General features: G+C 47.7%; 11 protein-coding genes and 2 pseudogenes. 3 read left to right on the plus strand and 10 right to left on the minus strand.

The genetic code is table 11. The features are described 5' to 3' along the window. The 7 genes and pseudogenes from fdh3B to MKA69_RS11195 form a co-directional block, all read right to left on the minus strand. Window positions 1–609: a formate dehydrogenase FDH3 subunit beta gene (gene fdh3B, locus MKA69_RS11165; protein WP_055028903.1), complete on the minus strand. Its 609-nt coding sequence runs from the start codon at window positions 607–609 to the stop codon at window positions 1–3. An 11-nt stretch (window positions 610–620) separates the two neighbouring features. Beyond that, window positions 621–1,247: pseudogene (locus tag MKA69_RS11170) on the minus strand (formate dehydrogenase subunit alpha); the annotation flags it as partial. Window positions 1,248–2,735: 1,488 nt separating this feature from the next. Then, the gene (locus MKA69_RS11175; RefSeq protein ID WP_305848054.1) at window positions 2,736–2,975 is read right to left on the minus strand and encodes a hypothetical protein; all 240 of its coding nucleotides are present in this window, start codon (window positions 2,973–2,975) and stop codon (window positions 2,736–2,738) included. 1,678 nt (window positions 2,976–4,653) lie between these two features. Then, window positions 4,654–4,788 (minus strand): annotated as a pseudogene (locus MKA69_RS11180) (molecular chaperone); the annotation flags it as partial. Window positions 4,789–4,813: 25 nt separating this feature from the next. After that, entirely contained in the window at window positions 4,814–6,475 is a 1,662-nt protein-coding gene (locus MKA69_RS11185) for a 4Fe-4S binding protein (RefSeq protein WP_305848055.1), read from the minus strand. Between the two features lie 198 nt (window positions 6,476–6,673). Then, window positions 6,674–7,324, minus strand: a complete 651-nt coding sequence (locus MKA69_RS11190) for a DUF3306 domain-containing protein (protein ID WP_305848056.1) — start codon at window positions 7,322–7,324, stop codon at window positions 6,674–6,676. After that, a complete protein-coding gene (locus MKA69_RS11195) occupies window positions 7,251–7,727 on the minus strand; it encodes a DUF3305 domain-containing protein (protein WP_305848057.1) in 477 nt (158 codons plus the stop codon). The genes MKA69_RS11190 and MKA69_RS11195 overlap by 74 nt, the downstream gene beginning before the upstream one ends. A gap of 225 nt (window positions 7,728–7,952) precedes the next feature. On the opposite strand from MKA69_RS11195, the gene MKA69_RS11200 reads away from it, so the two are divergent. Beyond that, complete coding sequence (locus MKA69_RS11200) at window positions 7,953–8,786, plus strand: formate dehydrogenase accessory sulfurtransferase FdhD (RefSeq protein ID WP_305848058.1); 834 nt, start codon at window positions 7,953–7,955, stop codon at window positions 8,784–8,786. 108 nt (window positions 8,787–8,894) lie between these two features. Here the strand turns inward: MKA69_RS11200 and MKA69_RS11205 are convergent, their stop codons facing one another. The 3 genes from MKA69_RS11205 to MKA69_RS11215 all read right to left on the minus strand — a co-directional run bounded on the left by MKA69_RS11205 (window position 8,895) and on the right by MKA69_RS11215 (window position 14,176). After that, window positions 8,895–10,487: an ABC-F family ATPase gene (locus MKA69_RS11205; protein WP_000625972.1), complete on the minus strand. Its 1,593-nt coding sequence runs from the start codon at window positions 10,485–10,487 to the stop codon at window positions 8,895–8,897. A gap of 211 nt (window positions 10,488–10,698) precedes the next feature. Next, window positions 10,699–12,732 carry a HAMP domain-containing sensor histidine kinase gene (locus MKA69_RS11210; protein WP_305848059.1) on the minus strand — a complete coding sequence of 678 codons (2,034 nt, stop codon included), beginning with the start codon at window positions 12,730–12,732 and terminating at the stop codon, window positions 10,699–10,701. Further along, window positions 12,722–14,176 carry a sigma-54 dependent transcriptional regulator gene (locus MKA69_RS11215; protein WP_305848060.1) on the minus strand — a complete coding sequence of 485 codons (1,455 nt, stop codon included), beginning with the start codon at window positions 14,174–14,176 and terminating at the stop codon, window positions 12,722–12,724. Before MKA69_RS11215 ends, MKA69_RS11210 begins: the two co-directional genes overlap by 11 nt. Window positions 14,177–14,475: 299 nt before the next feature. Between MKA69_RS11215 and MKA69_RS11220 the strand changes: the two genes are divergently transcribed. Next, window positions 14,476–15,291, plus strand: coding sequence for a substrate-binding domain-containing protein (locus tag MKA69_RS11220; protein ID WP_305848061.1), 816 nt, complete (start codon window positions 14,476–14,478; stop codon window positions 15,289–15,291). A 6-nt stretch (window positions 15,292–15,297) separates the two neighbouring features. Next, window positions 15,298–15,996: an ABC transporter permease gene (locus MKA69_RS11225; RefSeq protein ID WP_305848062.1), complete on the plus strand. Its 699-nt coding sequence runs from the start codon at window positions 15,298–15,300 to the stop codon at window positions 15,994–15,996. Window positions 15,997–16,003: the final 7 nt, after the last annotated feature.

Below are 16,003 nucleotides of genomic sequence, written 5' to 3' on the forward strand. Positions count from 1 at the left end.
TTAACTCCGAGTTGCGTCATAGGCGAGATCTTCACCGTTCGTCCAACCGGCACCTTTCGCTCCACGTTCAACCACGCGTTGACGGAAAATATCGGAGATTTTCTCCGCATCCCCCGCTAACAGTGCTTTGGTAGAACAGAGAGAAGCGCACATGGGCAGTTTACCTTCCGCAATACGGTTGGCTCCGTATTTACGACGTTCCTCTTCTGAACCCGGCTCTGTTTCAGGACCGCCAGCACAGAAGGTACATTTGTCCATCTTGCCGCGCTCACCAAATGAGGCTTGTTTTGGAAACTGCGGAGCACCAAACGGACAAGCAAACAAGCAGTAACCACAACCGATACAGAGATCTTTGTTATGCAGCACAATGCCATCTTCGGTATGCACAAAGCAGTCTGCCGGACACACCGCCATACAAGGTGCATCGGTACAATGCATGCACGCCACGGAAATCGAGTTTTCACCCGGTTCACCATCGTTGAGCGTAACTACGCGGCGACGCTGGATGCCCCATTCCAGAGCATCATCGTTTTCATTTTTACAGGCAGTGACACAGCCGTTACATTCGATACAGCGTTTGGTGTCACACAGGAATTTCATTCTTGCCATGGGTAAGCTCCTTACGCTTTACGAATGTTACAGAGGGTGACTTTGGTTTCCTGCATCAAGGTGACAGGATCGTAGCCGTAGGTCGTGGCGGTGTTTGCCGCTTCCCCAACCACGTAAGGCTGTGTCCCTTCTGGGTATTTCGGACGCAGATCTTCACCTTGGAATTTGCCACCAAAGTGGAATGGTAAGAACGCCATGCCCGGTTTCACACGACGTGTCACCATAGCTTTGACTTTGATGCGCCCTTTCTCTGCACCTTCAACCCAAACCATATCGCCATCCATAAAGCCTAAATCGTTGGCATCTTTCGGGTTCACTTCAACAAACATCTCTTGTTGTAGCTCGGCTAGCCAAGGGTTAGAACGGGTTTCTTCACCGCCGCCTTCATACTCGACCAAGCGACCCGAGGTAAGAATGATCGGGTATTCCACTGATTTATCTTGCGCTTGAATCGATTTGAACAGGGTTGGAACACGGAAGATGAATGCTTGGTCGTCCCACGTGGGGTAATCAGCCAGCAGATCACGGCGTGGGGTATATAGAGGTTCACGGTGCAGCGGTACGCGATCTGGGAATGTCCACACAATCGCACGCGCTTTCGCGTTACCAAATGGAATACAGCCGTGTTTGATCGCGACCTCAGAATACCGCCATCAATTCAACCTTAAACCATAATTAAACCAACATCATCCACAAACATACATACTCACTTTAAAAACATCCCACCATCCTATTATATACCTCCTCAACAACTCACCCCAAACATTTCACTCTCAAATTACCCCCACCAAACTATCTACTCATACAACCTCCCCTCCCCACCAACCCCAACCCCCCCATCCACCCCCCCCCCCCCCCCCCCCCCTCATTACCTTACTAAACCCTCCCCAACTTCACCTAAAACTCATCTTACATACCCCTCCCTCATATATAACTTTTATAAAACCACAACATTCTAACCCCCCCATTCCCTTCCACCCTACTACACTCCAATCCCCCTTCCCCCAACTGCCTCCCCCACCTCAATTAAAAATTCCTATATATCCCCTACCAAAATTATCCTAAAACCCTCTTCACATTTCAAATAACCTTACTACCCCCCACCTAACCCCCCCCAATAACCCAACCTCTTTACCCTACAACCCACCCCCATTATCAAAACCCCCCCCCCCCCCCCCCCCCCACCCTCCATCATAAACAAACCCCTAATCCACCCCCCCCCCCCTCACCCCTAAAAATAATCACTCACCATCAAACCTATTAATGAGAGAGATAGAGATAGAGATATAGATAGAGTCACCCACCCAATCACCCTCCCCATCCACTCCTTAACTCCCCCTACCCCCCAACCCCCCCCCATCCCCCCTACTGTAAAACCCCATCTATTACTCCGTGATATAACTACTAACTACCCCACCCACCTTATCTCACTAACCAACCTCCCTCCCCCTAATTAACAATAGTTAACCCCCCCCCCCCCCCCACCCACATCCCCCCCCACCCTCCCATCCCCCCAAACCCCAAACCACATCCCTAATAAAACCCCTTACCCCTTCATTCCCATCCCAACTCCCCCATTTCCTCTCCATAATAAACCCTAATCCTCTTAATACAAATAAAACCCCTACCCCCCCCACACTACCCCTATCCCCCCTTCACACTCTCCCCCCCCCCCCTCCCTCCCATACCACCCCTCCCCCCCCCCCCACTCTCATCCCATCTTCCCCCTAACACTATCCCAATTACCCCCTTTAAAATAACCCCCCCACCCTCCACCAACTCCCAAACTCAATCCCATTTAAAACCATTAACCTACTACAAAACATAATAACCCTTAAATAAACATAAATCACTATCCAAAATCTATAATCCCAATCCCTAAAACTAATCTCCCCCTTTCCCCTCAATAATTCACCCCTCCTCCTGTGTGAGTGTGTCTCTAATCCCCTCTCCCACACAAGTAATCATAACTCACTATAAAATAAATAACCCATATTATATTATATACCCCCCCAACCCCCCACCCCCCCCACCCCTTCCCTCCTTATCTTGTACCTCTCAATTCAAACTCATATTGAATAAAACAACAACATCTCAAACGCCAATTATACCTCTCAACAACTTCATTATACCAAAATTCCACTACATCTCTTAAAAAAAACCAACCAAATACCTATATTCTTAAACAGATCAAGTGTGATGTGTGATGAAAAAATCCCACCCACCAATCCCCCCTCAATCCTCCCCCCCACCCATTCCCCTACCACACTTTCTCTCATATCTCCCCACACCACTTCAAAATCCTCCATTACCTTTATCATTCCCTCAATCTTCACTTCACCCCCTAAAAAATCCTCATAAAACATCAAACTCTAAACACCAATATCATCCAATCCCACATTATATCTCAACTTCTTTTAACATACACCCCACATCCCATCCCCACTCCAACCCTAATATCCCTACCAATCCATCTAATTACCAAAATCCCCCACCCCCCCCTATATAACCCCCCTCAACCCCCTATATTCTATTTCACACTACAGATCCAATTATCTACAACTTATATTATCCCCCACATTTATTCCAAATTACTTAACATAAATCCCTTCACTAAACTTATCTAAATCACATCCTATTCATACACCCTCCACAGTTTCCATAACAACACTTAACATCATCTACAATTACACCAAAAACAATTAATTCATTACCCCATTCACAATCAACAACCACATCCTCTCAACTATCATCAATTTAAAATCTTCTCCTAACACCTATTCCTATAACCTGTGGTGTGCTCCAAACTCCCCTATTCATCCTCCATCTAATCCATTTTTATCACCCCCCCTCCTTCAACAAATACCATACAAGAACCCCTAAATAACAACATCTTATAACCCTCCATGTATGTGATCCCATTTATCACCTTAATAACTAACACAACCTAAAATATCTCATCTACTCAACATCTCATTCCATATCAAAACTTAAACCATCCTTCTAATAAAACATATATTCACCAACCTCTCACTGACCCCCTCATCCCTTATTCCTATAAAAACCACCCATACTCCTTCACCATCCTCTCATACAAAAACCAATAAATTACCTCATAATCCCTTAAATATCTACACCACTTTAATTACCACACTTATAATACACCACCCTCCATAAAAATCTAAACTATCATCCCAAAAAACCCCACCCCACAAACAAACACCCCCCCCCCAGTAAACAAACCCCCATCACAACAACAACCCCAACCCCCCCCCTCCACCCCCCCAACACCCCCCACCAACCCCCCAAATCACCCCCAAACTCCCATCAACTCCCTACTCAAATTAAACCAATTAACAAAAACAACCATCAATACACAACCAAAACCACCTCTCTCTCACACCACATATTATTACCAAACCTTTCCCTACATCAAACCAACCCTTAAATAACCCTAACCACTAAAACACCCCCTTACCCCCTTAACCCATCCACTCAACCTCAACCCTCAACAATCTCCATCAATTATCATATATACCACTACCCCCAATAACACCCCACCCCCCCTCCCTAACCCTCTATCTACCTCTTTCCCAACACACCCCAAATATAATATTCATCATCCCCTCCAAATTCACCCCCTAAATACCCCCACCCCCCCCCCTCATTCATCATCCCTTAAATCCCCCCTAATAATTCCTAATTCCCACCCCCTCAAAACTACAACACCTTTCATCACGCACCCACCCACATCCAAATTAAACTCCCCTCAACTCCCTCTCACATAACAATTTCACTCTCAAGACTAATACAACACTCTAGACCTCCCCCAACCAGCTTCCAACCCATCAACCTAAAATCTTCCATCTTCTATACCATACCTATCTCTCAACAAATACCCAATCCCATATTCCAATTACGCTACACCCATCCTACCTCTACCCCCTAAACCTCACATGATACTCTTCTCTCCAAATTCATTCCTATATATCTTTTATATCCTTCTTTGGCTAACTCCTTCCCACGCATACGCACCAAACCCTAGGTGCCATTGGCCTCAAAGTCCAATTCGGCTAGAAAGGTGCACAGCTCTGCTGAGGGCACATCACGCAGCAGTGTGGCGAGCAGCAGGTAGATGTCTGAACGCATTGACTGTGAATGTGTTGACTGTGAACGCACAGATTGCTCTTGCATGGCTTTCTCCTTAATACTTGAGCTGCTGCTCAGGGTCATGTGCCATGGCTTCAAACATGTCGACTACCCGACAGTCTTCGCACATCGCAATCCGATTGAGCGCTTCCGGCGTGGCGAAATGTGAGTGACCTCGTAACTTGGTTTGCAACATGGTAATCATGGATTGTGGCGCGAAAGGCTTATGGCAGCGCAGGCACTTAGCGGGCTCTTCTTGATGCAAGGTCACCACTCCTTGACGTGCCGCTTTGTTCCAGTTGAGTTGTGGCGTCGCGCTAAGCGCTTGTTCAGGGCAAGCTTTGACACACAAACCACACTGCACACAGTCTTGCTCAATAAAGCGTAAGGCAGGGCTATCACCCGCCGGATGCAGTGCACGCGTTGGGCAAACCGCAACACAGCTCATGCATAAAGTACAATCGCTTGTTTGGCATTCAATGGTGCCGTAAGGTGCACTGATGCTGAGTGGTTGAACGCTAGGTTCAGCATTGAGTGTTTCCGCTAACGCATCCAGCGCGGTAAACAGGCGTTCGCGCTTATTACCGATTAAGTCACCCAACTTAAGCCCAAGCGGCTGTTCACACAGTACCGGCATTCCCTCACGTAACGATTCGAGATAAAGAATATCAATCGTCTCTTTTGCCAAACCTAAGTGAGTCAGCAGGCTCTGCGCCATACTCACTTCTTGGTTGAGAATGCGTTGAATGGTTTGTGGCATGTGACGACTCGCCGCAAACAACACTTGAGTTGCACCGTTAACTAAAGCGGCAAACCAACTGTCGATACCGACGGAAGGCAGCTCTTCCACCACCACCGGAATGACATTGTCTGGCAAGACATTTAATGCCATGACGTTGTAACTTTCATGACGAGAACTGCAGATCAGCACGATCGGTTTTTCACCGCCGGCTTGGTGGTAATTCGCCAGTAATCGCTCAATAAATTTTTGAGTATCGGTAGGATTGGGCAGCGCGTAATGAATCGCTTCGGTCGGGCAAGCCGTCGCGCAGGTTCCGACGCCCTGACACAGATAAGGGTTAATTTGAATGCGATGCCCTGTTTGCTCTGAACCTTCACTGGACAGCGCGCCAGCAGGACATGCATCCACACAGCGTTCACACCCTTTCACACCACGTGAACTGTGCGCGCACAAGTCTGTATCCAGACGGAAATACTTAGGTTTATCGAAGGTACCCATCAGAGTTGGGATCTCTTCCAGCGCATCCGCCAGCTTTGGATAACCACGTCCTACCGGAAAATAACCGGGCACAGGCACTTCTTCACTCATTAAACCATTGAGTGACATATCCAATACGATATCAAAGGTATTTCCACCTATCGCGGCTTGCGCCAAATTGACTCGTTTACCGTGGTTTTCTACGTTCACCGAGAAGGCGCCGAGGAAACCGCTGATTTCAACCGTATCGGCGTAGTACAAATTGCTTTGTGTGCCAGGCTCACCATCCACAGAAAGGAGCGTGATTGAAGCCATACTGCTCAGTGGCTCGGTAATACGCTCAATGAGCATCGTGGGCCCAATAATTAAGGTATGGCCACCACTTTCGTAACTTACGGTAGGAGGAATAAGATTGGTCAACTCAACCGTATGCTCAATCGCATACTGTCTCGCCCGACCATTTGGAGACGTCGCTTGTTGTAGTAGGTTGTTTAACATTGCTTGCTTCCGCTTATAAGAATCACGAGCGTGTTGGCTCGTTTTACATAAGCTAAAGCAAATAGCGTTCCAAATTTATTTTATTGAAAGATCAGAGAATTTATCGATAACGGGGATGAGAAATGAAAAGCCACAATAAGAGTGAGACATTATGTCTCACTCTACCTATTGAGGAGTAAGTCAAAATGTCCCTAATCTCTATACGGTATATTTTGTCTCACTGTTCAGTGTGTCAGATGCCGCAGTATCGCAAGAAGAAAGCGTATTGTGATCAGAAAGTCGCGCAAAATCCTCCGCGAATTCGGTCGCAGAAGCTGTCGTTTCATCAGGCATGCTTAAATCAGGCATAGTTTGATCAGGCATAGCTTTTTCAGACTTAACGTCTGGCGTCGTTTCTACCTCATTACACCATTGACGTAAGGTTTGCGCGACTTGCGTGGTGAGAGTTGCTGTATTGCTGTAATCCGCGTTGTAATCATCCAGCATACACACTTCACTAAACTCGCCGCTTAAAAACAGCTTACGCAATGCGGCTTTCTTCAGTTCTTGCGAAGCACCGGATACCAACAAACTCGCTACGCTGGGTTCTTCATTCTCTGCTGAATGAGGTTGTTCGAGCGCATCACTCACCAAACCACTTTTAGTGTCTACCGAAGATTGATTAGCAATCGACTCTGCCTGCGCAGGCTCTGAGTTCAAACTCTTCGTTGTATCAAGCGCTTGCTCTGATTCTGCGGTTAATTTACGTTGTGACCAACGAGAGAAAAACGTGTTTTCAGTTACCACAAGACCTCCCCGCGCCTTCACGTTTCTTGCGGCGAATTTCCAGTAGCTCACCGTGACGACCAATATAGGCTTCCATCCACGCCTGCATGGGTAGCGGCATATCGGCCGACAGCACCAGATAATCGCTGTCCATATAGCGGCTGGCGACGGCTTGCGATGCGGTCAATTGCACGATTTTAAGCGGCTGATCTTCAATCGGATCTTCGGCAACCAAGAACAGCTTTGGCGCTTGTGAACTGAGGTTAAAGCGATAGTCAGTACGCTCGTCACGATACAAGTGTAAGGTTGCAACATATTGACTCTGCGCCTCTGGCGTTAAACTGAAACCGTGCAACATCCACTGCGTGGTTTGCCAACGGCCACGTGAGACCAAACGCGGCTCAAGGTTGCAAGCGAGCGGCCAAGCGATGTCGGTTTTGCTATGAGCAGCATCCGTTAAGGATTCAGGAGAAGTTTGTTCAGTCATAACCCATACTAAATTAACAATCAGAGTTGAAATTAAAGCAATAATTGCGCCATTGGGTTCCAGTACCTTGCTTTAAGTAGAGCGACATCATCACTTTTGTTCAGTTTGTTTTTGATTCGGCACCCTTTTTGCTACATTGACGGCACTTTTTCTTATTCGCTCTACCCTAAGATTTGCACTGACAGATCGGCGGTGAATAAAGCGAGCATCACACAGGAATCCAGAGTGGCTAAACCTTCCATCATCAAAACCAGCGAAAATCCTCTGCAAACCATTGAAGTTGAAGTGTATGACGAATACGGCGAAAAACTGGTGAAATCGATCGCCTGTGAACGCCCTCTCACTGTCCTGCTCAACTGGAAAGAGATTGTGACCTTGATGACACTCGGTTCACGCCCCGAGTCTTTAGTGTTGGGCTATTTGAAAAACCAAAGTTTTATTTCCGATCCGGAAGCGCTCGATTCCATCATCATCGATTGGGAAACCCATTCGGCCGCGGTGGTTACGCGTGAAAACATTGACCATTTAGAGCCTGCGCTGAAGAAAAAAACCGTCACCTCCGGCTGTGGCCAAGGCACCATGTATGGCAACGTGATGAAGCAGCTTGAGAATTACCAAGTACCACAACAACCAATTAAACAATCACAAATTTACGCGGCTCTGGAAGCGTTGACCCACTACAACGACACCTACAAAAAAGCCGGCGCGGTGCATGGCTGCGCAATTTGCCAAGAGGATCGGGTGATCTCTTTTGTGGAAGATGTCGGTCGCCATAATGCTGTGGATACTTTGGCCGGTGAAATGTGGCTCAATGGCATGCGTGGTGATGACAAAGTTTTCTACACCACAGGGCGTTTAACCTCCGAGATGGTGATTAAAGTGGCGCAGATGGGGATTCCTGTACTGCTATCGCGCTCGGGTGTGACTCAAATGGGGCTTGAGCTTGCGCAACGTTTTGGCATTACCACGATTGCTCGCGCTTCCGGTCGCCGCTTTCATGTGTACAGTGGCGCAGACAAAGTGGTGTTTGATGTGAAAGGCCACAGTGAAGAAGCATAACAACGTTTATGCACCATAACGGGTTTGAACGTTTTTCGGATAGCAAAAGAGCCTCACGCAGAGGCTCTTTGTATTATTTGGCATGGAAGAAAATATTGGCTTGGGAAATTAACCTTCAACGCCGCGTGATTTCAGGAACTCAGCGTAAGTGCCTTTGAAGTCAGTGATTTTACCATCACGGATTTCGAGGATGCGGGTTGCCAATGAGTCTACAAATACACGGTCGTGTGATACGAAGAATAGCGTGCCTTTGTACTGCTCTAATGCGTTGTTCAAAGACTCGATTGATTCCATATCCATGTGGTTGGTTGGTTCATCGAGCAGCAGCATGTTCGGTTTGTGCATCATCAGTTTGCCAAGCAGCATACGACCTTGCTCACCACCCGACAGCACTTTCACTGACTTCTTGATGTCATCTTGACCAAACAGCATACGACCCAAGAAGCTGCGCACCACTTGTTCGTCATCGCCTTCTTGACGCCACTGACCCATCCACTCCATCAAGTTCAGATCTTCCGCGAACTCGTGAGCATGATCCTGAGCGTAGTAACCAATGTTCGAGTTTTCAGACCATTTATAGGCACCGCTGCGAGGCTCAAGTACGCCCGCTAGTGTATTGAGCAGTGTCGTTTTACCTGCACCGTTCTCACCGATAATGGCAACACGCTCACCCACTTCAAAAATCGCGTTGAAGTTGCTGAACAGGTCATGATCAAAACCTTGGCTGAGGTTTTCAACAATCAGGGCGTTACGGAACAGCTCTTTCGATTGTTCAAAACGAATGAACGGGTTCTGACGGCTAGATGCCTTCACTTCATCCAGTTTGATCTTATCAATCTGTCTTGCACGAGAAGTCGCTTGTTTTGCTTTCGATGCGTTCGCAGAGAAACGCGCTACGAAGGTTTGTAGCTCAGCAATTTGCGCTTTCTTCTTCGCGTTATCAGACAACAGACGCTCACGGGCTTGAGTTGCCGCAGTCATGTACTCATCGTAGTTACCTGGGTAAATACGCAGCTCGCCGTAATCCAAGTCCGCCATGTGGGTACACACTGAGTTTAAGAAGTGACGGTCATGCGAGATGATGATCATGGTGCAGTTACGCGCATTCAGCGTATCTTCCAACCAGCGAATGGTGTCGATGTCCAAGTTGTTGGTAGGTTCGTCAAGCAGCATGATATCTGGGTCTGCAAACAGGATTTGCGCCAGCAGCACACGCAGTTTCCAACCAGGAGCCACACTGCTCATCAGGCCGTAATGTTGCTCAAGAGGAATACCCACCGCCAGCAGCAATTCACCCGCTTTGGATTCCGCCATGTAGCCATCCATCTCGGCGAATTCCACTTCGAGATCGGCAACACGCATACCATCTTCTTCAGTCATTTCTGGCAGCGCATAAATACGGTCGCGCTCTTGTTTTACCTTCCACAACTCTTTGTGACCCATGATAACGGTGTCGATTACCGTGAACTCTTCGTACGCAAACTGATCCTGATTCAGCTTAGCAACGCGCTCGTTTGGATCGTAGCTCACGTTACCGCCACTTGGTTCGAGCTCACCACTGAGGATTTTCATGAAGGTGGATTTACCACAGCCATTTGCCCCGATTAGACCGTAGCGATTACCTTCGCCAAACTTAACTGAAATGTTTTCAAACAGTGGCTTAGCGCCAAATTGTTGAGTGATATTCGCTGTAGAAATCAAAGCCTGTACCTTAGTGCGTTAACATTCCCGTCCACTTAAAACGGCGCACTTTGAGTGGCTAAATTAAGCTGACAGGGATCACAAATAGAAAAATCTGCGCAACGTTACTTGTTCAGCGCCCAGACTACAAGCCCTGATTTACATAACGCGCATGAAAGTCGGTCATCTCAAGTGAAATGACCGATAAAATAGAACATTTTTCGGATGACGATTATTGAATCAGCAAGGTCTCGCGAAGTTTCGCTTCATTTTTGGAAGGCAGGAAGATACTGAAAGTGCTACCCACACCCAATTCAGACTGCACTTTAATTTCTCCGCCAGATTGGCTAAGCAGACTTTGTGATACAGAAAGTCCAAGCCCCGTCCCCTCACGCTTGGTGGTGTAAAACGGATCGAAAATGCGTTTGAGATTTTCCGGCTTAATACCACAACCTTGATCTTCAATGTGGATCACCGCGCCGCGGCTTTCTTTCTCTTCCACCCAATCTTCGCTACGAATAGTGATACGACCTTTGCCGTTCATGGCATGAATCGCGTTCATCTGTAGGTTAACCAGTATTTGCAGCAGTTGATGGCGATTCACCTCCACCGAATTGTGCGCTTTCAGCTCCAGCACAAATTCAATGTCGCGTTTTTTCGAGCCGGTTTTGACTAAGGTAATACTCTCATCAATGATCGGATTGACGTGCTGCCACGTGATTTCGTCCTGCACTCCGCCTTGGCGACTGTATTGCAACAAGCTGCGGGTGATGTTTCGGATCCGCTCGATTTGCAGCAAGATGGCATCAATTTCCTCTTCGACTCTGCTCGCATCAGCACCAAGCTCAAAACGAATTAGCTCGGTATTACCGAGAATCACGGCGGTAGGGTTATTGATTTCATGCGCAATCCCAGCCGTGAGCTCACCAAGTGCCGCCAGTTTTTCATGCACCACTAACTTATTGCGCGTTTGGTTAAGCAAGGCAATGTGGTGTTCAAGCTGCGCGGTTTTCTCTTGCAAACTGGCGGTGCGCGATTGCACTTTTTCTTCTAACTCGTGCGCCGCTTGCACAATCTCTTCATTACGCTGTTGCAACTGATCCAGCATATTGTCGAACTGTTTGGCAAGCTGTGCGAGTTCGTGCTTGTCATCGAGACCAATCGGGCCGATTCGCTTGATTTTACCGAGTTGAACCAATTTTACGACGCGATGTATACGCTCAATCGGACGAAACAGATCGCGCGAGCCGCGGTACACAAAGAGACCTGAAATCACTAACAGGAATAGCGTCGTAATCCCGACTTCTAAAATATTGGTGACATAGGCTTTTAAAAACGGCCACATTAAATAGCCGGTGTACAGCATGCCAATTTCGTTATGGTATTGATCGCGAATCGGCTGATACGCGGTGATGTACCAAGCATCATATACATACGCCAGATTAACCCACTGCTGACCACCTTTGAGCACTTGATTAAACACTTCGGATGACACCCGTGTGCCTATCGCGCGCCCAGCGTGAATTGTACTATCTAGTGGCACGTTGGTGCTGACGCGTAAGTCATCCAAAAACAGGGTTAAAGTGCCCGTTGGGCGAAGCTGATCTTGATGGCTTGGGTAGATGAGATCTCGAATTTGATCAACTAAGGTTGTGCTGTTATTGAGCAGTAAACCGCCATCCAAAAAACCTATGATGTCACCGAAGTCGTTGCGCACGGGAATCACGGTACGACTGACTAATCCCCGAGTTTCGATCTGCTGAGCATTAAGAATCGGGATTTGCGCTTGCTTGGCTAAATCGGGATCGAGCCTTTCTAGCTCATCTGCACTAAGTACATCAAAGAAAGATTCTCGCTTGGTGAGATCGAGATAACGAAACTTCTGCTCTAAGCTATCCACTCGCTCAAAACTTAAGAAGTCCAAACCATAGCGACCTTTTTGATTCTGCACCCAACGCGGCAAGGTACTGAGCGTTTCCGCCTCTTGCAGACGCTTGCGGAAATCGTACGACTCAGCAAACGCGCTAACGTGATTAGCTTGTTTCTGTTGCAGCAGAGTTACACTGTTTTGCGCCACGCCTAACCGCTCAGACACATCAATTAAAGCGCTGTTCCAGGTGTAGTGCAGTGACCAGTAGATGGTGATCGCAATCAGTGCGAGTAACGTGAGAAAAATTGGCGCTGAAGTCAAAATGAGCAATCGATAGCGCACCGTGGTTTTAAAACGGTGTCGCCATTTTTGCCACACAGCCCATCTAGCTTTCATGGCTAGTATCCTCGTTCTCCCACTCTTTGTATTTACGTTCCAAGGTTTTACGTGCCACACCTAAATCGCGCGCCGCTGCGGATTTATTGCCATCATACAGCGCCACAATTTGCTGAATATGTGCTTTTTCCACCGCACGCAGAGGCCAATCGTTGGGATATCCCAAGCTGGGTTGCGTGACATTGTCACCAGAGGAAACTTTGGCGCTGAGACTTGGTGACATTGTCACCTCAGGTTCGACATGAATAGACAGACCATTGAGCTCTCGCCAATAATGCGCAGGCGGTTTGCCCAATAACAAGCAGCGCTCAATTAAGTTTTTCAACTCGCGAATATTGCCCGGCCAATCATAATCTTGCATCGACGAGATATCTTCATACGCCCATTTAGGCATTGGCATCCCCAGTTCCGCACAGAGCATTTTGGTGAAGAATGGCAGCAGTTCATGCAGATCTTGTTTGCGATCACGCAGTGGGCTGACTTCGATTTTCAACACATTAAGCCGGTAATAAAGATCGCCGCGGAAACGCCCATTTTCAACTTCTTGTTGCAGATTGCGGTTGGTGGCGGCCACCACTCGCACGTCGACACTCACCTCTTTTTCCGAACCCACTGGTCGCACTGTTCGTTGTTCTAAGACTCGTAATAAAGAAGCTTGCATGGTCAATGGCATTTCACCGATTTCATCCAAGAACAAAGTGCCGCCATTGGCAACACGAAACAGCCCTTCACGACTCTTCTTCGCGCCGGTAAATGCTCCAGAGGTGTGCCCAAAAAGTTCACTTTCCAGCAGTTCTGGCGCAATCGCGCCACAGTTGATCGGCACAAAGGGACCTTGTCGACCACTTGCTTCATGGATGCCACGCGCAACTAACTCTTTACCGGTACCCGATTCCCCTTCAATCAGCACCGAAGCGCGCGACGGAGCAAATTGAACAATGCGCTGCTTGAGTAATTCGGTTTGTACTGAGCTGCCAATGATTTGTGTTGTGCAGTGGCGCTGAAAATCACGCTGCAAGGCGTACTGCAAACGCTCATTGAGGCGTTTATTCATACAGCGTTGCACCGCTTGCAGCATCTGTTCGAGATTAAAGGGCTTGAGGATAAAATCGCTTGCCCCCAGTTTGAGGGCGCTAATAGCGGTATCAAGATCCGCGTATCCGGTCATAAAAATCACATCAGCACGGTGACCCGGATCGGTAAACGCTTCGTCCCATTCAATGCCGGAGCGTCCCGGTAAGTTGATGTCTAAAATCAACAAGTCGTAGTGATGCTCACTGCGAAGTTCCTCAGCATCTTCAATGCTGCCCGCCGAATCAACGCGCGAAAACCATTTGCTCAGTGCTTTTTTTAGCACCATTTGCATGCCGACTTCATCATCAACAACTAAAACGGAGAAAGCTTGATATAAATGGGTTTGATTGAGATCCAAGACTGGTGACATAGAGATTCCATACGCATTGAGACAGAACGACTCAATTAACCTTACATTGGCTAAGACTAATTTGCGACATTTTGTCCCACATTGCTCATTCTGTCACTGCCTTTAAGTAAGATTTGTTGGAATCACCGCCTTTTTGAAGGGGATTTTCAACTGGATTATTCAGAATGATGTTGGCATCCCATTTGCTATACCTTTGTTTCGTATAAACTCATCAGCAATTGATTTCATTCAGTGATATCAGTGTATTAGCTGATATAGATCACTGACTTAACCTCCAACGTAACGTCATGGAATTCATAATGAAAAAAACGACCTTTACCCTCGCGGCTGCTTCACTCATCTTAGTCAGTTACTCAGCTTCCAGTGCCGATGACACTCGAATCCGTCTTGCGACTACGACCAGCACTTACGATTCTGGTCTGCTGGATTACTTGCTCCCCAAATTTGAGCAAGATACGGGCTATAAAGTGGATGTGATTGCTACTGGTACAGGTAAAGCGCTAAAAATGGGCGAAAACGGCGATGTGGATCTAGTCATGACCCATGCACCTAAAGCCGAAGCCAGTTTTGTTGAAGCGGATTACGGTGTCCTACCACGTAAACTGATGTACAACGATTTCGTGGTGGTTGGGCCAGACAGTGATCCAGCCAAAATCGCCGATGAAAAGAACATCGCGAAAGTGTTTGAAAATATCGCTAAGAGCGGCGCGGTGTTCATTTCTCGCGGTGACGATTCAGGCACACACAAAAAAGAGCTCGGAATTTGGGCACAAAACAACATTGAACCGAACTTTGGTGGCTACCGTTCTATTGGTCAAGGTATGGGGCCAACGCTGAACATGGCATCTGAAATGCAAGCGTATACCCTCACAGACCGCGGGACTTGGCTAGCTTACAACAATAAGCTGGATCTCAAAGTGCTGTTTGAAGGCGATGCGCAACTGTTTAACCCTTACCAAGTGATCATTGTGAACCCTGAGCGTTACCCGACAACTCAATACCAAGCCGCTAAAGTATTTAGTGATTGGCTGGTTACCCCTAAAGGTCAGCAATTGATTAACGATTACAAAGTGAATGGCCAGCAACTCTTTGTTGCCAATGCGGATAAACAGTAATCACTCATGAGTCTTTGGCAAACAACTCTTGATGCTTTACATCTGTTGGTGAGTCTAGACGCTAAGCTATGGGAGATCGTTGCGGTCTCCTTTAGTGTCTCGCTGACTGCGATTTCGTTGGTACTGGTACCCGCTGTGGTGCTCTCTTTTGTGCTGGCGCACACCAATTTTCGCGGTAAATGGACTCTGCTTTCGCTGATCAATACCCTGCAAGCGGTTCCGACTGTCGTGATCGGTTTACTGCTGTATATGTTGCTGTCACGCTCAGGGCCATTGGGGGATTGGCAGATGCTGTTTACCCAGCAAGCGATGATTTTAGGCCAAGCACTGATCTGTTTTCCGATTCTGGTTGCCATGATGCATGGCGCGTTACAATCCACCGACCGCCGCTCTCTGGAAACTTCAATGACGCTGGGCGCTTCCATTCCTAGACTCTTTGCAACCTTAGTTTGGGAAGCGCGTTTTCCTTTAATGGCTGCCACCATCGCGGGCTTTTCCCGTATCGTGACCGAAGTCGGCTGCTCAATGATGGTCGGTGGCAATATCATGGGCCTGACCCGCAACATCCCAACGGCCATTTCATTGGAAAGCAATAAAGGCGCTTTTGCGCAGGGTGTGGCGCTGGGTATGGTGCTGCTTGCCTTAGCGCTAGGGCTCAACTTTCTGCTCTCTTCCCTGCGTGGTAAAGGCTATTTGAGAACATAAGGCAAAT

The sequence above is a fragment of the Vibrio sp. AH4 genome (assembly GCF_030710545.1).
GTDB classification, from domain to species: domain Bacteria; phylum Pseudomonadota; class Gammaproteobacteria; order Enterobacterales; family Vibrionaceae; genus Vibrio; species Vibrio metoecus.